19 protein-coding genes are annotated in these 19,276 nt (G+C 72.6%); 13 read left to right on the top strand and 6 right to left on the bottom strand.

The features are described from left to right. Positions 1–38: 38 nt before the first annotated feature. The 6 genes from JOF41_RS05590 (at position 39) to JOF41_RS05615 (ending at position 7,411) form a co-directional block, all read left to right on the top strand. Positions 39–617 (top strand): TetR/AcrR family transcriptional regulator, encoded by a 579-nt coding sequence (locus JOF41_RS05590; protein ID WP_209616656.1) that lies wholly within the window; start codon positions 39–41, stop codon positions 615–617. Between the two features lie 328 nt (positions 618–945). After that, positions 946–2,121 carry a DUF3500 domain-containing protein gene (locus JOF41_RS05595; RefSeq protein ID WP_209616659.1) on the top strand — a complete coding sequence of 392 codons (1,176 nt, stop codon included), beginning with the start codon at positions 946–948 and terminating at the stop codon, positions 2,119–2,121. A 35-nt stretch (positions 2,122–2,156) separates the two neighbouring features. Beyond that, complete coding sequence (locus JOF41_RS05600) at positions 2,157–3,968, top strand: gamma-glutamyltransferase family protein (protein WP_189225376.1); 1,812 nt, start codon at positions 2,157–2,159, stop codon at positions 3,966–3,968. After that, positions 3,965–4,702 (top strand): YoaK family protein, encoded by a 738-nt coding sequence (locus JOF41_RS05605; RefSeq protein WP_189225377.1) that lies wholly within the window; start codon positions 3,965–3,967, stop codon positions 4,700–4,702. Before JOF41_RS05600 ends, JOF41_RS05605 begins: the two co-directional genes overlap by 4 nt. 124 nt (positions 4,703–4,826) lie before the next feature. After that, positions 4,827–6,224: an MFS transporter gene (locus JOF41_RS05610; protein ID WP_189225378.1), complete on the top strand. Its 1,398-nt coding sequence runs from the start codon at positions 4,827–4,829 to the stop codon at positions 6,222–6,224. Continuing rightward, positions 6,221–7,411 carry an FAD-dependent monooxygenase gene (locus tag JOF41_RS05615; RefSeq protein ID WP_209616662.1) on the top strand — a complete coding sequence of 397 codons (1,191 nt, stop codon included), beginning with the start codon at positions 6,221–6,223 and terminating at the stop codon, positions 7,409–7,411. The genes JOF41_RS05610 and JOF41_RS05615 overlap by 4 nt, the downstream gene beginning before the upstream one ends. Before the next feature lie 386 nt (positions 7,412–7,797). On the opposite strand, the gene JOF41_RS05620 is transcribed toward JOF41_RS05615, so the two are convergent. Beyond that, positions 7,798–8,187: a cupin domain-containing protein gene (locus JOF41_RS05620; RefSeq protein ID WP_209616665.1), complete on the bottom strand. Its 390-nt coding sequence runs from the start codon at positions 8,185–8,187 to the stop codon at positions 7,798–7,800. A 51-nt stretch (positions 8,188–8,238) separates the two neighbouring features. Between JOF41_RS05620 and JOF41_RS05625 the strand changes: the two genes are divergently transcribed. Together JOF41_RS05625 and JOF41_RS05630 are read left to right on the top strand one after the other, a co-directional pair. Beyond that, complete coding sequence (locus JOF41_RS05625; RefSeq protein ID WP_209616668.1) at positions 8,239–9,204, top strand: helix-turn-helix domain-containing protein; 966 nt, start codon at positions 8,239–8,241, stop codon at positions 9,202–9,204. Positions 9,205–9,306: 102 nt separating this feature from the next. Continuing rightward, positions 9,307–9,621: a hypothetical protein gene (locus JOF41_RS05630; RefSeq protein ID WP_209616670.1), complete on the top strand. Its 315-nt coding sequence runs from the start codon at positions 9,307–9,309 to the stop codon at positions 9,619–9,621. On the opposite strand, the gene JOF41_RS05635 is transcribed toward JOF41_RS05630, so the two are convergent. The 3 genes from JOF41_RS05635 to JOF41_RS05645 all read right to left on the bottom strand — a co-directional run bounded on the left by JOF41_RS05635 (position 9,572) and on the right by JOF41_RS05645 (position 12,252). Continuing rightward, positions 9,572–11,164, bottom strand: coding sequence for a PH domain-containing protein (locus JOF41_RS05635; RefSeq protein WP_209616675.1), 1,593 nt, complete (start codon positions 11,162–11,164; stop codon positions 9,572–9,574). The two genes, JOF41_RS05630 and JOF41_RS05635, sit on opposite strands and share 50 nt — an antisense overlap. Continuing rightward, positions 11,161–11,691, bottom strand: coding sequence for a PH domain-containing protein (locus tag JOF41_RS05640; RefSeq protein ID WP_209616678.1), 531 nt, complete (start codon positions 11,689–11,691; stop codon positions 11,161–11,163). Before JOF41_RS05640 ends, JOF41_RS05635 begins: the two co-directional genes overlap by 4 nt. 69 nt (positions 11,692–11,760) lie before the next feature. After that, positions 11,761–12,252 (bottom strand): MarR family winged helix-turn-helix transcriptional regulator, encoded by a 492-nt coding sequence (locus tag JOF41_RS05645; RefSeq protein WP_229796004.1) that lies wholly within the window; start codon positions 12,250–12,252, stop codon positions 11,761–11,763. Between the two features lie 55 nt (positions 12,253–12,307). Here JOF41_RS05645 and JOF41_RS05650 point away from each other — a divergent pair, with 55 nt between their 5' ends. Then, positions 12,308–12,913: a DUF6506 family protein gene (locus JOF41_RS05650; RefSeq protein WP_189225537.1), complete on the top strand. Its 606-nt coding sequence runs from the start codon at positions 12,308–12,310 to the stop codon at positions 12,911–12,913. Between the two features lie 48 nt (positions 12,914–12,961). Here the strand turns inward: JOF41_RS05650 and JOF41_RS05655 are convergent, their stop codons facing one another. Further along, on the bottom strand, positions 12,962–13,930 hold the full coding sequence (locus tag JOF41_RS05655; protein WP_209616681.1) for an SDR family oxidoreductase: 969 nt from the start codon (positions 13,928–13,930) through the stop codon (positions 12,962–12,964). A gap of 122 nt (positions 13,931–14,052) precedes the next feature. Here JOF41_RS05655 and JOF41_RS05660 point away from each other — a divergent pair, with 122 nt between their 5' ends. Further along, positions 14,053–14,643, top strand: coding sequence for a TetR family transcriptional regulator (locus tag JOF41_RS05660; RefSeq protein WP_189225385.1), 591 nt, complete (start codon positions 14,053–14,055; stop codon positions 14,641–14,643). 91 nt (positions 14,644–14,734) lie between these two features. On the opposite strand, the gene JOF41_RS05665 is transcribed toward JOF41_RS05660, so the two are convergent. Next, a complete protein-coding gene (locus tag JOF41_RS05665) occupies positions 14,735–15,655 on the bottom strand; it encodes an NmrA/HSCARG family protein (RefSeq protein ID WP_189225386.1) in 921 nt (306 codons plus the stop codon). 745 nt (positions 15,656–16,400) lie between these two features. Here JOF41_RS05665 and JOF41_RS05670 point away from each other — a divergent pair. Genes JOF41_RS05670 through JOF41_RS05680 form a run of 3 tightly spaced genes read left to right on the top strand, consistent with a single transcriptional unit; the run spans position 16,401 to position 19,258 of the window. Then, positions 16,401–17,165, top strand: coding sequence for a DUF4142 domain-containing protein (locus JOF41_RS05670; protein WP_189225387.1), 765 nt, complete (start codon positions 16,401–16,403; stop codon positions 17,163–17,165). A 21-nt stretch (positions 17,166–17,186) separates the two neighbouring features. Next, positions 17,187–18,014 (top strand): ferredoxin, encoded by an 828-nt coding sequence (locus JOF41_RS05675; protein ID WP_229796006.1) that lies wholly within the window; start codon positions 17,187–17,189, stop codon positions 18,012–18,014. Then, the gene (locus JOF41_RS05680) at positions 18,011–19,258 is read left to right on the top strand and encodes an NAD(P)/FAD-dependent oxidoreductase (protein ID WP_209616684.1); all 1,248 of its coding nucleotides are present in this window, start codon (positions 18,011–18,013) and stop codon (positions 19,256–19,258) included. Before JOF41_RS05675 ends, JOF41_RS05680 begins: the two co-directional genes overlap by 4 nt. Positions 19,259–19,276: the final 18 nt, after the last annotated feature.

Raw genomic sequence — 19,276 nt, forward strand, 5'->3', positions numbered from 1 at the left:
TGTCCGATCGGCAGGCCGCCCCACGTGGGGGGCGCAAGTTGCGCAGTGACACCCTCCGCAACCGCAGGCGCCTCCTCGAGGCCGTCGGCGAACTGGCCAGGGAAGCGCCCGACGAGCTCACCATGCAGGCGATCGCGGCCCGCGCGGAGATCGGTCCGGCCACCGCCTACCGCTACTACTCCTCGATGGAGGAAGTGCTCGCGGCCTACGTGCTCAGCGTCGTCGAGGAGCTCAAGGACTTCACCGCCAAGTCGACCGCACAGGGGCGCCCGCTCTTCGACGCCGTCGTGGACAGGTGGGTGGACCTGCTCGCCGAGCACGGCCCGGCGCTGGTGCAGCTCCGGTCCCGGCGGGGCTACCTGGAGCGGCTCCACGACGGCAACGAGATCATCGCCGCCATGCGCGACGCCTGGGGTCCGCCCGTGCGGGGGCTGCTCGCCGACATCGGGCTGCCCGAGGAGATGCTCGAGCACGCCCTGTTCCTCAACAACATGATCTTCGACCCGCGCGAGGTCCAGGACCTGCTGCGGGAGACGAGCCTGTCCCGCCGGGAGGTCATCACCCGGCTGACCGAGGCTTACCGCGGCGCGTTGCGCGGGTGGGCACGGGCGGGCTGATCGCTCCGCGCGGGCGTGGTGCCGCGTCCGCTTCGCACGCGGCAGCGCCACCGGTGAGAAGGCGCGTGGCCGCCGGACAACGCCCCGATTTCCGTCATCCACCGCACGTCGAACTCGGGATGCCCGACGGGCGGAGCCCGAGTTCGACGTGCGGCGACACCTTCCTCCGCCGCTGACGCGGTAGCCCCGCTCCTCCCGCGGGCAAGAGAATTTCGGGGAACACCCGGCCGTCCCGGAGCGGACTGGGGTTGTCGACGCCCCGACGCTATCTGATAATGTTGTCTCAAATCATACTTTTGTTACACATCGCATCAGTCAAGGAGTGGCGATGGCACTGCGGCAGGAGCGGCCCGAACCCGGTTCGCCACGCTCCACTCGCGACTCGGCGACGGCGGTCGACGCGGGCCGCGAGGTCGCGGACCGGATGGCGGAGGCGGCCGCGGCGTGGCTGGACGCCCTGGACGCGGACCAGCGCGAGGTGGGTGCGGGACCGGCGCCGGGTGTCGACGGCGAAGCCGAGGCCGAGCGCACCCGCTGGTACTACACGCCCACCGATCACGGCGGTCTGACCTTCCACCAGCAACGCCCCGCCCAGCAGCGCTTGGCGATGCGGCTGGTCGCGAGTGGACTGTCCGAAGCGGGCTACACGACCGTCGCCACCGTGCTCGGCCTGGAGAACGTGCTCGACCGCGTCGAGGGCTTCTCGGTGAACTGGGGCAGGGAGCGGACCCGCGATCCCGGCATGTACTACCTGCGCGTCTTCGGGCGGCCCGGCGGGGACCTGCCGTGGGGGTGGCGCTTCGGCGGCCACCACGTCTCGATCAACAACCTCGTGGTGGACGGGCGGGTCGTCGCCACCACGCCGTGCTTCCTGGGCGCCGACCCGGCCGCCTCACCGCTGCTGGGCGGCGCGGCGCTGCGTCCACTGGGGACGGCCGAGGACCTGGCCAGGGAGCTGGTCCGCTCCCTGCGGCCCGAAGCGGCCCGCCGCGCGGTGCTGCTGTCCCGAGCCCCGAACGACGTCGTGGCGGGCAACAGCGCCAGGGTCGGCGACCGGGTGGTCAAGCGCGCCGAGCTCTGGCGCCCCGGCCCGCACCTGCCGGACCGCGCCGAGCACCCGGTCACCGGCCTCGACGGCGCCGACCAGCGGGCGCTGGCCCTCACCCCGGCCCCCAGGGGCGTGCCGGGCGCCGAGCTCGACGCCGCGCAGCGGGAGCTGCTGCGCGCCCTGCTGGGCACCTACCTCGGCCGCGTCCCGGACGGGGTGTCCCCGCTGTCGCGCTACGACGACCCGGCGGCGCTGGACGCCGTGCACCTCGCCTGGGCCGGGTCGACCAGTGCGGGCGAACCGCACTACTACCGCCTGCAGGGTCCCCGCCTGCTCATCGAGTGGACCAACGTCCACCGCGGTGCCAACCACGCCCACGCCGTGTGGAGGGACCCCGAGACCGACTTCGGCGGCGACGTCCTGGCCGCCCACCACGCCGCCCACCACGCGCGATGAGCCACCACGTCTTACCGGAACGGAGTGCGACGCACATGGCCGGTCAACAGCCGCCACCGACCGATCCCTCCCCCCACACCACGCGCCCCACGCTGCGCGGGTCCTTCGGCATGTGCGCGTCGACGCACTGGCTGGCCTCCGCGACGGCGCAGTCCGTGCTGGAGCGGGGCGGCAACGCCTTCGACGCGGCCACGGCGGGCGCCTTCGTCCTGCACGTGGCCGAACCGCACCTCAACGGGCCCGGCGGTGACCTCGTCGCCGTGCTCGCCACCGCGGCGGACCCGTCCCCGCTGGTGCTGGCGGGGCAGGGGCACGCCCCGCGAGGGGCCACGATCGAGCACTTCGCGGCCGAAGGGCTGGACCACGTCCCCGGCGCGGGGGCACTGGCCGCCGCCGTGCCGGGCGCGGTCGACTCCTGGCTGTGGCTGCTCGCCGAGTTCGGCACCTGGGAGCTCGCCGACGTGCTGGCCTACGCGATCGACTACGCCGAGCGCGGGGTTCCCGTGGTGCCCCAGCTGGCGCGCGTCCTGGCGACGGTCGAGGACCTCTTCCGCGCGCACTGGCCGACTTCGTACGCGCTGTGGATGCCAGGGGGAGAAGTCCCGCAGCCGCACACCACGGTCGTGAACCCGGTCTACGCCCGCACCCTGCGCCGACTGGTCGCCGCTGGCGCGGGCGGGCGGAGAACGGCGCGGATCGAGGCCGCGCGCGACGCCTGGCGAACCGGTTTCGTGGCCACCGCCGTGGCCGAGTTCGCGGCCGTGCCGCACCGGCACTCCTCCGGCGGGGACCACGCCGGGGTGATCACCGCCGCCGACTTCGCCGACTTCGTCCCGTCCCTGGAACCCGCGGTCACCGCGCGGTTCCGGGGGACCACGGTGGCGAAAGCGGGCTTGTGGTCCCAGGGGCCCGTGCTGCTGCAGGCCCTCACCGTGCTCGACCACTTCGACGACCGGCGGATCGACCCGTCGACCGCCGAGGGGATCCACACGATCACCGAGGCCCTGAAGCTGGCCATGGCCGACCGGGAGGCGTTCTACGGGCACCTGGACCCCGCCGACGCTGAATCGGTGGTGCGCCGCCTGCTGTCCCCCCGCTACAGCGAGCAGCGCGCCCGCATGATCGGCGCGGTCGCGTCGACCGAGTTCAGGCCCGGCGACATCGGCATCGCGCCGTACACGCCGCCGCTGGTCCCCCGTCGGCACGCCGCCCAAGGCGGGGGAGTGGGCGAACCCACCGTGCAGCAGACGGGGGAGACCAGGGGCGACACCTGCCACATCGACGTCGTCGACCGCTGGGGCAACATCATCTCCGCCACGCCGTCGGGAGGGTGGCTCCAGTCGTCGCCCGCCGTGCCGGAACTCGGTTTCGCGCTGGGCACCCGGCTCCAGATGACGTGGCTGGACCCCGCCGCACCGTCGCGCCTGGCACCGGGGCGGCGACCGCGCACGACGCTGACGCCGACCCTGCTGCTGCGCGACGGCGAGCCGGTGGCCGCGCTGGGCACACCGGGAGGCGACCAGCAGGACCAGTGGCAACTGCTCTACCTGGTGCGCACGCTCGCGTTCGGCTTCGAGCCGCAGGAGGCGATCGACGCCCCCGCGTTCCACACCACCGCGGTGCCCAGCTCGTTCTGGCCGCGCACCTGGACGCCGGGCGGGTTGGTGATCGAGGAGCGCGCGGGCGAAGCGGTCATCGGCGAACTGCGCGAACGCGGCCACGACGTGACCGTCTCCGGACCCTGGAGCCAGGGCAGGCTCTCCGTCGTCACGCGGGACCCGGCCAGCGGCACCCTCCAGGCGGCGGCGAACCCCCGCGGCGCCCAGGGCTACGCGGCAGGGCGATGAGCGCCTCCGCGGCCCGCGCGGGCGGTTCGCCGGTGCGAAGGCGTGCGACGCCGCTGGGACTGATGCTCGCGCTCACCTTCGCGACGGGCGTCGTCGACGCCGTCGGGTACCTGCGCCTGGACCAGGTGTTCGCGGGCAACATGACGGGCAACGTGGTCATCCTCGGGATGGCCGTCGCGGGCGGGACGGGACTGCCGGTGCTCGGTCCGGCCGTGGCGCTGCTGTCCTTCCTCGTCGGCGCGGTCGCGGCCGGACGGGTGCTGCGCACCGCCGCCGAGGGCTGGAGCCACCGGTGCACCTGGCTGCTGGGCGGCGTCGGCCTGGTGCTGGTCGCCACGGCGCTCGGCCTGGCCGTCGTCGGCGTGGGCGTCCCCGGTGTCCGCGCGGTGCTCGCGTCGTCGCTCGCGCTGGCCATGGGAGCGCAGGCGGCGACGGCCCGCCACCTGGCGGTCAAGGACGTCACCACGGTGGTCGTCACCTCCACGCTGACCGGTCTGGCGGCCGACTCCCGGCTGGGAGCGGCCCGACCTCAGGCAGCGCTGCGACGAAGCGCGGCCGTCGCGCTCATCGTCGTCGGAGCGCTCGCCGGCGCCGCGTTGTGCCACGCGCACCCCGGCCTCGCGGTGGCGGTGGCGGCGGTGGTCGTGCTGGCCGTCAGCGGCCTGGGCCACGCGTCCGCTCACGCCGCGGACCGCGCCGCGACAGCCACAACCGGGTCGACCACCTCCCCATGAGCGGTGCCGTGACGGCACCGCCGACCACTCGCGCGGGCTGCGGCACGCGCACTTCCCCACAGGGCCGCGGCTTCGCGCACGCGGCCAGCACCTCACGCACCACGCAACGACGAAGAGGACTTCTATGACCACAACCCTGTCCCGACCGGTCACCATGAGCAAACCCGCTCTCGCGGCCCTCAGCGTGCTGGCGCTCGCCACCGGGGCTCTGGAGTCGGTGGTGACGCCGACGCTCCCGCTCCTGCAGCGCGAACTCGACATGACCCCCGCCGAAGGGGCGCTGCTCAGCATCGTGCTCCTCATCACCGGCGCGCTCGTCACACCGCTCGCGGGCAAGTTCGGCGACCGCTACGGCGGAAAACGGGTCATGATCCGGCTGATGGCGGTGGTGGGCGCCGGTGGCGTGGTCTCCGCCCTGGCGCCCAGCATGCCCGTGCTGCTGGTCGGCCAGCTCCTGCAGGGGGCGATGGTGGGCGCGCTGCCGCTGTCGTTCATCCTCGTGCGCAAGCACCTCCCGGTCGACAGGTCGAAGGTGGCCATCGGGGTGGTCAGCGGGATGTTCGTCGCGGGCGGGATGGCGGGAATGCTGTCCGCCGGACCCGTGGCCGAGCAGTTGTCCCGGCACTGGATGTTCGCCCTGCCCACGATCGTCGTCATCGGGGCGACCCTGCTGGTGCACCGGTTGATGCCGCACGACCCGCCGGACCGCTCGGACGACGCCGGGATCGACTGGCCCGGCCTGGTCCTGCTGAGCGGGGTGCTGGTCACGCTCATGCTCCTGCTCGCGCTGGCGCCCAGGCTCACCTCGCAGCCGCTCGTGCTCGTCGCCCTCGTCGTGCTGCTGGTCGCCATGGTGGCGGGATGGGTGGCCGTCGAGCGCCGCGCGGTCTCGCCGATGGTCGACCTGCGCATGCTGGCCCGGCCCGAGGTGTGGAAGTCGTGCGTGCTGACGTTCATGATCTGCGTCGGCACCGCCTGGGCCAGCCACCTGGTCCCGCAGCTGTTCGCCGTTTCCGGCGACGGGTACGGGTTCGGGGCGGGCGCGACCCAGATCGGTCTTTTCATGCTCCCCGGCACCTTGGCCGCTTCTCTGGCCGGGCCGATCGCCGGGATCGGGGCGCGGCGTTTCGGCTCGCGCGCCGTGGTCGTCGTCGGGGCCGTCATGATGGCCTCCTCCCTGGTCGTCCTGGCCAACGTGCACACCGAGGTCTGGCACCTCGTCGTCGGCAAGGCGCTGATCGCGCTCGCCAACAGCTTGTGCATCACGGCGATGGTGAGCGGCGCCGCCACCTCCGTCGACCGGGCCGACACGGGCATCGCCACCAGCCTGGTCCTGGTGACGCGCGTGCTCGGCCTCGCCGTGGGCATGCAGGTCAGCGGCGCCATCCTCACCGCGGGAACCCCTGTCGGGTCGAAGGTCCCGGTCGAATCGGCCTTCGTCACCGGCTTCCTCATCGCAGGCGCCGTCACCGCGCTGGCCCTGCTGTTCACCCGCACCACGAGCGAAGGAGTCAAGCGATGACCCGCACCACGCGGACGGCACTGATCTCGGGGTCCAGCATCGCGGGCCCGACCCTCGCGTTCTGGCTCAACCGCTGCGGATACGCGGTCACGGTGGTGGAGAGGGCGAGCGCGCCGCGCAGTGGTGGCTACCCCATCGACGTGCGCGGCACCGCGCTCGAAGTCGTCCGGCGGATGGGCATCCTGCCCAGGCTGCGGGACGCGCACATCGACCTGCGCAGGCTGACCTTCCTCCACGAGGACGGCAGCGAAGTGGCCTCGATCCACCCCCACACCGTCACCGGCGGTGTCGAGGGGCGCGACCTGGAGGTGCGGCGCGGGGACCTCACCGACGCCCTCCACGCGGCGGTCCGCGACGACGTGGAGTTCCTGTTCAACGACTCGATCGCCACCCTCGACCAGCACGCCCACGGCGTCGACGTCACCTTCCGAGGGGGCGGCGCCCGGTCGTTCGACGTGGTGCTCGGCGCGGACGGAATCCACTCCGACACCCGCGAGATGCTGTTCGGCCCGGAAGACCAGTTCCACCACTACCTGGGCTACTGCTTCGCAGTGTTCACCATGCGCAACACCTTCGGGCTGTCCCACGAGACCGTGATGTGGAACGCCCCCGGTCGGGCCGCGGCGCTCTACGCCGTGGGGGACGACGACGCGGTGCACGCCTTCTTCACCTTCGCCCGGCCGGAATTGCCGTTCTCCGCGTTCCCGGACCCGGCGGCCCAGCGGGGACTGGTCGCGGAGGTCTTCGCCGACGCCGGGTGGGAGGTCCCCGGAATGCTCACCGCCATGCGCGACGCGGACGACCTGTACTTCGACGCGGTCGGCCAGATCCGCATGCCCCACTGGTCCAGCGGCCGGGTCGCGCTGGCGGGCGATGCCGCCTACGCGCCCTCGTTCCTCACCGGGCAGGGCACCAGCCTCGCGCTCGTCGGCGCGTACATGCTCGCCTGCTCCCTCGCGGGGCGGGACCACACCGAGGGGTTCGCCGCCTACGAGGACGGCACCCGCGAGTTCGTGTCCGCGAACCAGGCGCTGGTCGGCAAGGGCGGTGCCACGCTCTTCCCGACCACCGCCGAGGCGCTGGCGCAGCGCAACGACAGACTGCGCCACCTCGGCGCCACGCCCCCCGCGCAGGGGCGACCGGCCCACTCGGCGCTCACCCTGCCGGAGTTCCCGCCCACGAGCTGAATCCGGCACGCGCGTCGCCCCCGTCCGAGGTCGAGCGGCGCTCGCGGCACCCCGGTGGCGATGCGGACGGCACGTCCTGGCCCCGGTCGGCAGTGCTTCGCCGTCCTCGTCGGGCTTGCCCACTCGGATCAAGCGAAGTCCGGACGCGGTCGTTGTCCAGCACTCGACATCCGGCCTCCTCGCGGGTGCGCCACTTCCCCGGTGGCCGATTCACCCGACCGGAGCGGTCGAGCACCAACTGATCCACAGTGGATTTTCATTCGGCGCGCGCTCGCACGATTCGCTGCCACGACACCGAAGTCCGGTCGAGCAACGGCGACGGGTTCACGCCTGCGCGGGTGGACCCGTCGCCTCGGCCTGCACCGCCTCAGCGGCGAGTCGACGAATCAGGGCACCAGGTGGCCGGTGGTGGCGTCGATGTGGTCGGGCACCTCGTCGTGCTCGTCGCCGACCGTGACGGTGCCGGTCGGCTCCACGAGCAGCACCACCGCGCCCTCCTCCGACGACGGCTTGTGGAACACACCGCGGGGCACCACGAAAGCCGATCCCCTCGGGAGCGTGACAACCCTCTCCCCGCCCTGCTCGCGGAGTCCGATGTGGACTGTTCCGTCGAGCACGAGGAAGAACTCGTCGGTGTCGTGGTGGACGTGCCACACGTGTTCACCCGCGAAGCGGGCCAGGCGGACGTCGTAGTCGTTCACCTGCGCGACGATCCTGGGGCTCCAGGGCGCGGTGAAGCCCGCCAGCACGGTTTCGAGGTCGATGGGTTGGCGCATGCGCTCATCCTCACGCTGGTGGCCACTCCGCGCGAGTGCTAGGAATCGCACATGTCGAAAGGATTCTCGCACCGCGTGGTGGTGATGGTCGACGAGGGCTCGAACCCGTTCGAGATGGGGGTGGCGACCGAGCTGTTCGGGCTGCGACGGCCCGAGCTGGAGCGGGACTGGTACGACTTCACGCTGTGCGCCGCGCGACCACGCGTGCGGATGCACCTGGGCATGTACACGATGACGGGGATCGCGGACCTGACGGCGGCGGACAGCGCCGACACGCTCGTGGTGCCGAACCGGCCCGACCCCCGGCGACCGCCCGACCCGGCCGTGCTGGCGGCCATCGCGCGGGCCGCCGCCAGGGGCGCCCGGCTGGTGAGCTTCTGCACCGGCGCGTTCACCCTCGCCGAGGCGGGCGTCCTCGACGGCAGGCGTGCCACCACGCACTGGCGGTGGGCGGACGAGTTCGCCGCGTGCTACCCCGCCGTCCACCTCGAGCCGGACGTGCTGTTCGTCGACGACGGCACCGTCCTCACCGCCGCGGGCAGCGCCGCCGCGCTCGACCTCGGCCTGCACCTGATCAACCGCGACCACGGCGCCGAGGTGGCGAACGCCGTCAGCAGGCGCCTGGTCTTCACCGGACACCGCGACGGCGGGCAGCGCCAGTTCGTCGAACGGCCCGTGCCCGAGGTGCCCGACACCTCGCTCGCCCCCGTGCTCGAGTGGGCGCGGGGGCGGCTGGGCGGGCCGCTCACCGTCCCCGACCTCGCCGCTCGCGCCGCGACCAGCCCCGCCACCCTGCACCGCAGGTTCCGCGCCGAGCTGGGCACCACCCCGCTGGCGTGGCTGACCGGTGAGCGCGTGACCCTGGCCTGCCGCCTGATCGAACGCGGTGAGCTGCGCCTTGACCGCGTGGCCGAGGCCAGCGGACTCGGCACCGTCGCCAACCTGCGCGCGCAGCTGCGCCGTCACACCGGTCTGTCGCCATCGGCCTACCGCCGCCGCTTCGGCCCCACGGCCTGATGCGCGAACCGCGGCGGCACGACGTCCTGGTCGGTCGCGGTACCGTGGCCGAGGGGACCCTGACGCGGTCCGCGCGCCGATCGCACGGCACAGGAGGCAGGCGTGACCAAGCGCATCCGCGCGCTGGTGCGAGTGGTCATGGCGCTGCAAGTGGTGGCGCTGATCGGTCTGCTGGCCCAGTGGCCGTTGACCGCGTACTCGTGCCACAACGCCAGGGACTGGGCGCCCAACGGCCTGGGGGCCTCGGAGCTCGGAGTCACGACGGTGTCGTGCGTTTTCGTTGACGGGAGCAGGCCGTACTTCATCCTCGACGTTCAACTGCTCCCCGTCGCGTTCGCGACGCTGGTGGTGGCGGTGGGCGTGGTCGTCACGGCGGTGGTGCTGCGCGCCGACCGCCGGACTCGGCTTCCCCGATGAACTGGGCCGCCAGTTGCGGGGTCGAGCCCTTGACGAACGCGAGCGCTTGGCGGGTGCTCGCGTCCGGCAGCACGTAGTGCCGCTCTCCCGCCGGGGTGGGAATTCGCACGGTCACCCGCCGTCCCAACCGCTGCGGGATCGACTGGCGCAGGGTCCAGCCGATCACCGCGCGGTGCTGGAGCGCCACCGTGGACCGGTTGACCGCCCCGCGCCGGACCACCAGGTACGAACCGCTGAGCGCGTGACCGAGCGCCAGGTAGGAGAACACGGCGGCGAACAGGGTCACCGGCCAGGCACCCACCCCGACCAGCCACGCCCGGTCCGGCAGGACATCGGTCCTCCCGAGCCAGAACAGCACGCCCGTGACGACCGCCGGGCCGCAGGCGGCCCAGACCAGGCGCCGGGTCAGCGCACCGCGCGGATGGCGCCGCAGGGGCGCCTCCAGCGGGCTCGGCTCGCCGGTGAGCACCCTGGCGGCCACCTCGCGCGCCTCCCACATCCGCACGCGGGGGAGGACGCCCGCCGCGGAGTCCTCGTCGGGGCCCTGCCGTAGTCCCGTGGTGATGACGCTCGTCCTGGTGAGGCCGAGCCAGCGCCACAGCAGCGGTTCCCGGAAGGTGATGCCGCGGACGCGCGTTTCGTCGCGGTGCACCGTCCGGGTGCTGAGCAGCCCTCGCCGGGTCAGCAGCACCGGGTGGCCCTTCGCGGTGGTGCGGACGAGCGTGAAATTCCAGTGGCTCATCACGAAGGTGAGGGCGAGGCCGATGAAGCCCAGCGGGTAGGCCACCGCGAGGCAGAGCGCGAGCGACCACCAGAACCCGCGGCGCTCGTAGTCGACCAGCTCGCCGACCAGCTCCAGGAGGTCGACGCCGAACGGCTGGAGCAACCAGTGCAGGCCGAAGGCCGGACCGGTGACCACGAGCACGGCCCAGACGCTGAACATCTGGTAGAGGACCCAGGGCTTGCGGAACCGGGCGATGACTTCCTCGTGCGGTCCGGGTTGCGGCCCGAGGGCCTCCCGGCCCGCTTCCTCCTCCGGTTCGCCCGCCGCGTCCGGCATCAGCTCGCGGCGGAGTTCTTCGGCGGTGGCGGCGGTGAGCGCGTCCAGCTTGAACGAGGACCGCGCCTCCCCGGACCCGATGTGGACCACCCGCACCCCGGCCAGGCGGTGCCGCAGCCGCGCGCTGCTGTCCACGCTCCGGACGCGGTCACGGGGGACGTAGCGGTACTTGCGCACCAGCAGGCCGGTCGTGCGCTCGACGCGTTCGCCGGTGACGCGGTAGCGGGTGCTCAGGAAGCGCAGGCAGGCCAGCGCGGTGGCCGAGACGCCCACCGCGCTGGCGACGAGCAGAGGCCACGCGGGGCCGGTCGGGGTGTCCAGCACGGCGGTGGCCAGCACGCCGGGGACGACGGAGATGACCAGCCGCACCAGGTTGATCCACACCATCCGGGCGCTGAGGCGTTCCCAGGGGATCTCCGGATGGCTCTCGGGGCCGGGCGCGGGTTCAGCGGTGGTGTCGGGGGTGGGGTTCCCGGCGGTCACGTGGCGTCGCCAGGGGTGGCTTGGGTGATCCTGTTGAGGTGGCGCACGGTCTCCTCGGCGACCCTGGCGTCGAGCCCCTCGATGGTGATGCCGCCCTCGCTGGACGCGGTGACCACCTTGATCGTGGCCAGGCCGATCACCTGCTGCAGCGGGCCGCGCTCGGTGTCGATCCGCTGGACCCGCGAGATCGGGATGATCCGCCACTCCCTGGTGAGCCAGCCCTGCAGCACGTAGACCGCTTCGTCCGAGGTTTCCCAGCGGTGCACCAGGTAGCGACAGGTCGGCATGATCGCGAGGTTGACCAGGTAGATGGCGCCGACGACCAGGGTGATCGGCAGCAGCCACGTCCGGATGCCGTCGAGCAGCGCGCACAGGGTGACCAGAACCCCCATCACGCCCAACGCCCAGAACAACGTGTTGAGCGTGCGCCAGAGGATGAACCGGCGGTCCACCCGATGTCGGGGAGGGTGGATGACGAGCTCTTCCGAATCGGGGTCCGCCGACGCCGGAGGGGACGTTTCGGTCATGATCCCATGCTCCGGCAGTGGGTGGGCCGGGGCAACGGAATCGGCGGGTCCGCGCCCCCGCGATGGGCATCACGCCGTGGCGTCGTACGGCTCGAGGAGTCTCTTGAGCAGGCGTGCCGCCTGGTCCCGGTCGGTCGGGCCGAGTGGTTCGAGGAACCGCTCGTCGGCGGCTAGGACGGCGGTGAGCGCCTCGTCGGCGAGCCGGGTGCCGCTGTCGGTGAGCCGGACGAGCACACCGCGCCGGTCGGTGGGGTCGGGGGCGCGCTCGACGAGCCCGGCGTTGGCCAGCCGGTCGAGCCGGGCGGTCATGGCGCCGGAGGTGATCAGCGAACTGCGGGCGAGCTCGCGCGGGTTGGTGCCCGACGGCGCGCCGATCCGCCGCAGCGTGTTGAGCACGTCGAAGTCGCCGAACGAGAGGCCGAGCGGTTTGAGCGCGGCGACCAGGGCGCTCTCCAGGTGGTGGGCGCACAGCAGCAGGCGGCCGACCACCTCCAGCGGGCTGGTGTCCAGCTCGGGGCGCCGGGCCCGCCATGCGTCGACCACGTGATCCACGGAATCCACCGGAGCAGTGTAGCTTGGTATCAAGTAGTTCAATGCCAAGCTATTGGGAGAGGTTATGGCGTTGCTCAGGGGTTTGTTCGCGTACCTGGTGCCGGGGGCGGATCCAACGTCCCAGCGGGTCGTCCGCGAGGACGCGCTGACCCGCATCACCCTCGTGCCGGTTCCCTCCGCCGAGGCGGCGGCAGCGGTGGCGGCGGAGCTGCTGGCGAGCGAGGGCCTCGACCTCATCGAGCTCTACGGCGGGCTCGGCCCGAAGGCGGCCGCGAAGGTGCTGGCGGTGACCGGTGACGGCGCCGTGCCGGTTGGTCTGGTCGGCGTGGAGTACCCCGCGCCGGAGGGGAACATCGCGGCGGTGTTCGCCGCCTCGGGCGCAGATTCGGCCACCGACCGGTGGGTGTTCGAGCACGAAGCGGGCCGGGTGACGGTCGTGGTGGTGCCCTCGACGGCCGACGTGGCCCCGGTCGCGCGGGAGCTGGTGGCCGAGGGCGTGGAGCGGATCGAGGTGTGCGGCGGGATGGGGCCGGTGCCCGCCACCGAGGTGATGGCCGCCACCGGCGACCGCGTTCCGGTGTCGGCGGTGCTGTACGGCTTCGAGTCCCTGCCCGCCGTGGCGGCCTACCGGGCCCGCTTCGAAGCCGCGGCGCGCGGACTCGCCGGATGAGGGCAGGCGGGCGTGGCCGACCTCCGGGCCCGGCGGCCCTCGGGGGCGTCAGCCCCGGCCGCGCCCGTGCGTGTCGTGGCGCGGCAGCCAGACTTCCTCGGCGCGGGCACTGGCTCGCGGGGTGAAGTAGTCGCCGGTCGTGAGGTCCTCCAACAGCGTCGCGTGCTCCGGGCGCCAGCCCAGGAGCGCCTGGGTGTGCCTGCTGGAGACGGGCACGTCGAGGGAGAAGAACCGGGCCAGGAACGGGTTTGCGAGATGTTCGGCGGCCTGGTCGAGGGTCAGCGGGGCGATGGGGACCTGGAGCGCCCGCGCGATCCGCTCGGCGATGCTCCGGATCGTGACGGCGCTTTCGCCGACGCCGTGCAGGACGCTGCCCGCGGGAGCTTCCTCCAGCGCCAGCCGGAAGAGCCGGGCGGCGTCGCAGCGGTGGACGGCGGGCCAGCGATTGGCGCCGTCGCCGATGTGGGCGGAGACGCCCGCCCTGCGCGCGGCCGCGATGAGGGCGGGGATGAACCCGTGGTCGCCGGGGCCGTGCACCGTCGGCGCGAGTCGCACGACGCAGGCCCGGACTCCCCGGTCGGCGAAGCCGAGGCAGGCCCGTTCGCCGGGGATGCGGAAGGCGGCGACCGAGTCGGGGTCCGGCTCGTCCCGCTCGGTGCTGACCCGGCCTGCCCGCATCACCAGCGTGCCCGAGGTGCCGACGAGCGGTTTGCCGGACCCGACCAGCGCTTGGCCAAGGGCCTCGATCGCGGCGCGGTCGCGGCGGATGAGGCCGTCCGGATCGGCGTAGTCGCCGCCGTAGGCCATGTGCACAACGCCGTCGGCGGCTTCGGCGCCGCGGCGCAGGCTGTCGAGGTCGTCCAAGCTGCCGCGGTGCGGTGTGGCGCCCAGCGACCGCAACCGGGCGGCGGCGGTGTCCGAGCGCGCCAGGCCGGTGACGGTGTGGCCCGCCGCGATGAGCTCGGCGACGACGGCGGGACCGGTCTGACCGGAACCGCCGGTGACGAAGACGTGCATGACGCCCTCCGAATGATGTCAGTGACTGGCGCTACTTAGTGCCAGTCACTGACTCTACGCTTAATGTCAGTGACTGGCACAACGTGACGCCAGTCACTGGCGCAATGGGGTAGCCTCGGCGGGTGCCACGGAGCGGAGCGGAAGCGCGTCACCGCCTTCAGCGGGCGGCCCTGGAGCTGTACCTGGAACGGGGGTTCGACCAGACCACCGCGGCGGAGATCGCCGCTCGGGCGGGCGTCAACGAGCGCACGTTCTTCCGGCACTTCCCGGACAAGCGGGAGGTGCTCTTCGACGGCGAAGCCGACCTGCGCGCCGCGCTGGTGCGGGCGGTGGTCGACGCCCCCGCCGGACGAGGGCCGTTCGAGGTGCTGCTGTGCGCCTTCCGGAAGTCCGCGCGGAACCTGGAGGACAACCGCCCGTTCTCCGAACCGCGGTGGAAGGTCATCGCGGCGACCCCGGCGCTGCGGGAACGGGAACTGGCCAAGCACGCGTTGCTCGTCGACGCCGTGGCGGAAGCGCTGCGACAGCGAGGTGTCGGCGACGGCCTGGCCGACCTGGCCGCGCGGACCGGGTGGGCCGCCTATCAGCACGCGACCCAAGCCTGGGTCGACGATCCCGCCCAGAGCTTGGACGCGCACCTGCTGCGAGCGTTCGAAGACCTGCGCGCTCTGTCGGCAACCGCTTTCCCGGAACGTGCTCAGGCTGAGAGCTGAGACCCGGCTCGCGGTTGTCGGTGGTCGCGTCCGGCCCCCGCGAGGTGAACCTCCGCGCGTGGTCCGCGCGAGGGACGAGGGGCGCCGCGGGTCAGGCGTCGGCCCGCATGTGCTCCCGCGCCCACTGCTCGAAACTGGTGAGCGGGATGCCGAGGTCGCGCGCGTGCTGGGGACGGCCCGCCATGCCGACGGCGTTGATCCACTCGTGCGCGACGCCCATCGGCGGCATCCCGGCGGCGGTGGCCTGTTCCACGGTCATGTCCGGTGCGGACAGCGGCGTCCCGAGCGCGCGGGACAGCACCTCGGCGATCTCCGCCATGGACAGGCACTCGCTCGCCAGCTCCAGCTCGACCCGGTGGAACCGCTCCGGCTCGACGATGGCCGCGGCCGCCGCCCGGCCGATGTCCCGCGCCGCGACCAGTGACAACCGGGTGTGCGGCTTCAGCAGGGTCACCAGGCCGCCCGCGACGCCGCGCGGGAACAGGAACGCCGCCGAAGGCAGGAAGTTCTCCATGAACAAGCCCGGCTTGAGCAGCGTCCAGTGCTCGAAGCCCGCCTCGCGGAGCCGGTCCTGGAGCTCGGCCTTGGCGTTCAGCGTCGGTTTCATGAACTCCCAGCGACCTTCGGCCCAACCGGGGGTTTCGGTGTGCCGGCCCGCGCCGTCCACCGAGGTGTGCACGAACTGCCGCACGCCCGCTGCCTTCGCGCCCTCGATGAGGTTGACGCCCTGGGCGACCTCCCCGGTGAAGTCGACGCCTGCCGCGGTCAGGGGTGTCTGCACGGAGAAGACGGCGCGAGCGCCCTCGGCGGCTCGGATCACCGCCTCCCGGTCGTGCAGGTCGCCGGTGACCAGTTCCACGCCGAGCGCGGCGACGGCCCTGGCGCGGTCCGAGGCGGGATCGCGCACGAGCGCGCGGACGGGCAAGCCCGTGGCACGCAGGGCGCGAGCCGTGGCCCCGCCTTGTTTCCCGGTGGCACCGGTGACGAGAACGGGCATGGCTGTTGCGGACATGGTTCTCCTCTGATTCGAGTGCGCGGCCACAAAGGACTCAGAGCGCGACGAGCGGGTCCGGCGATCCCGAGGTGCCCCGCCGCCGTGGACCGCGCGGTCCTCCTCTTGTGACTGTCCGCGCGGGTCGAGCGGTCGCCGCTGAGCGGGGGTGGGTCGTGCTCCGAGTCGAGGTGGGCGAGCGCGGCCGTCACTCGGGTCGGGGCGGTACCCGGGAGAGCGTTCTCCGGCACGGCACCTCGTCGGACCTCAGGCGGTGAGACTAGTCGAGATAGTTGGTCTTGCCAACCAAGCGTGCCGTGAGCTGATGTGGGGGTGCTCACGCGCGTCGCGGTGGCCGTCGGCTTTCCGGCCCGGTTCGACTCGGCGAAGTCGAGGGACGTGTTCCACGTCGGTGGGAAAAAACCGTTGCAGGACAACAGAACCGCGACAGTGCGGCCTGTGCGCGCGCCCGCTGTTGCGCCGCGAGCCGTGTGGTGGGCGACACCCGATCGCGCTCGGGGTTATCGGGCAGACCGTTGCCCGAAAGACCCCACTCGTTCCCCCGCCCTTCCGGTCGGGTCCGGCATGGGGTTGAATCTCGCCCGCACCGGTCGATAAATCCAGTTGCGCTCGTCCTTGCTGTCGACCGCGGTGTTCTACTCAGATCAGTCGCTTGGAGCATCCGAGAGGTGGGCGGTTCATGCCATCTTGTTTCGCACGCGCGCGCCGCTTTGCCCGCGCGCCGCGCGGCGGGTCCGCCCGCCAAATGCTCCTGCCGCTCTCGGCGGTGCTGCTGCTCCTGTTGTTCCCCGCCGCCTCGGTGGCGGCGGGCCAGGAGAAGGGCGCCGCGCCGGAGCGGGCGGGGCAACCCGCGGTCGACTTCGACCCGGTTCGCGGCGATGACAACACCGCGGACTGGGACACCCCGTGGGGGCCGTTGTCCCAGTACGACCGGAATCTGCTCATCAACGTCCGCTGGGCGAACCTGTGGGAGGGGCCGACCAGCGAGCAGATGGCCCAGCGGTCGACGAACCCCAAGGTCAAGGCGGTCGCCGAGCAGCTGTCCAAGGAGCACCACGTGCTGGACGTGATGGTCGCCGAGACCGTCGCGAAGCTCGGCGTGCCCCTGCCGGACTCACCGACGCCGCTGCAGCAGTCGTGGATCGACGAAATCCTCGGCAAGAGCGGCAGCGCGGCCGACGACGCGTGGTCCAACATAACCAGGGAAGCCCACGGCTCCATTTTCATGTCCATCGCGCAGGTCCGCACGGCCACCCAGAACGACCTGATGCGCGAGTTCGCACAGATTGCCAATGAATACGTTCTGCGGCACATGACGTTGCTCGAGAGCACCGGCCTGGTCCGGGCATCGTCCCTCTACGTCGGGTCCACCGACGGCGCGCCGCACCAAATCATGCCGAGTTGGCGGGAACTGGTCCTCGGCATCGCGCTGGCCTGCCTGGTCGTGGTCCTCACGTTCCTGGCCGTGCGGATGGGCGCCCGTTACGAACCGCGGACCGCGGCGGAATGAGCGGAAGAGAGAGAATCCGACGTGCTGCACTCCGTTGACCTGGTCTTCGCGGCGGGGATCAGTCCCCACGACAACGGCGTCCGCCAGATGGCCGCGCTGTCCGCGCGCCTGGCTTACCTGATGATGTGCCTGACCCTGTGCTGGGGCGTGCTGACCGCCACCGGCTGGGTCCGCCGGGTCACCGGTCACCAGGCCCTGCGCGGCGGCCACATGATGCTCGCGGCGTTCACCCTGGGCGCGGCGGCCACCCACGCGCTGGCCTTCCTGTTCCTCGACGAACGGGTGCTCACCGGCCTGGAGCTCGTCGTCCCCTTCATGAACGGCCAACTCCGGCACGCCCTGGGCATCATCGCCTTCGACCTCATGGTCGCCATCGCGATCACCGCCGGGCTGCACCGGTTCTTCCGCTACCGCAACTGGTTGCGGTTCCACCAGTTCGCCTACGCGGCCATCGCGCTGGGCGTCGCGCACTCCTGGTGGGGCGCTTGGGCCAACAGCGACATCGACCTGTGGTGGATCGGCGGGCTCACCGCCGCGGCGCCCGCGCTGGTGCTCACCGCCATGCGGGTGGCACCGCCCGCGTGGCTGGTCCGCGCAGGTCTCATCGACGGCGAGACCGGCACCACCAAGCGCCTGGACAAGACCGCGCCGATGGTGGTGAGCGTGGACAACCAGCGCTGCCACCGCTACGGGTTCTGCCAGGCGGAGGCGCCGGACGTGTTCCAGCTGCGCGAGGACGGCAGGCTCCAGTACCGGCAGCACCCGGACGTCGCGCGCAACCAGGACGTCCGCTCGGCCGCCCGCGCCTGCCCCATGCGCGCCATCCAGCTGCAGGGAGCGGAGAAGTGAGCCGCATCGCGGTCGTCGGGGCCGGGCTGGCCGCGCTGCGCGCGGCCGAGCGCCTGCGGGAGCTCGGGTACACCGACGAGATCGTCATCCTCGGCGCCGAGCACACCATGCCCTACCACCGGCCCGCGCTGTCCAAGCAGTTCCTCACCGGTGCGCTCGCCGCGGCCGAGCTGGAGATCGAGCCGCTGGACGAGCTGGACGCGGTGTGGCGGCTGGGCACGCCGGTGTCCCAACTGGACACCGGCCGCCGCGTGCTGCACCTGCCCGGCGGCGAGGAGCTGAGCTACGACGGCCTGATCATCGCGACCGGGGTGGACGCGCGCCGGACCAACGGCGGCCAGCACGGCCACCAGCGGGTGGTCACCCTGCGCACCCTCGCCGACGGCAAGCGGCTGCAGCGCGCGCTGGCGGGCAACCGCTATCCGGTGGTCGTGCTGGGCAGCGGGTTCACCGGCTGCGAGATCGCCTCCAGCCTGCGCTCCATGTCCAGGGAGGTGGTGGTCGTGGGGCGCGGCGACAGCCTCATGGCCAACCTGCTCGGACCGGAGCTGGGACGGCAGCTGACCGACCTGCACCGCGCGCACGACGTCACCCTGGAACTGGGGACCACCGTCGAGGAGTGGGCGCCGGGCACCAAGAGCGTGCGGCTGCGGCTGACCAACGGCCGGGCCTACGAGGCCGCGTGCGTGGTCGTCGCGGTGGGCTCGGTGCCGACCGTGTCCTGGTTGCGCGACGCGGGCCTGCGGCTCGACGACGGCGTGGTGTGCGACGCGACGTGCCACGTCGTCGGGCTCGAGGACGTGGTGGCGGCGGGCGACGTGGCGAAGTGGCCGAACCTGCGGTTCGACGAGCGACCGCGACGGGTCGAGCACTGGACCAACGCCATCGAGATGGGCCGCGCCGCCGCCGAGAACCTGCTCGCGGGCCGCGCGTCCGCGACGCCCTTCATGCCGGTGCCCCGGTTCTGGTCGGAGCAGCACGGGCTGCGCATCCAGGCGGCCGGGGTGCCCGCGCTGGGACCGGAGCGGGTCGCCCTGCGGCCCAGGAACACCAGCGGCAGGTCGGTGACCGGGTACGTGCGGGACGGGCGGCTGATGGGCGTCGTGGGCTTCGACAGCTCCGCCGCGGTGCTCGCCTACGCCGACCAGCTGGTCGACCGCCCGCCGGTGACCGCCGCGACGAGCGCGCCCCGACCCCAGCGCCGGGTGTCGTTCCTGCAAGCCGTGCGCGCGGGCAACCGCTGACCGAGGAGGAGACCACCG

This window comes from Saccharothrix coeruleofusca (assembly GCF_017876325.1).
Lineage (GTDB): Bacteria > Actinomycetota > Actinomycetes > Mycobacteriales > Pseudonocardiaceae > Actinosynnema > Actinosynnema coeruleofuscum.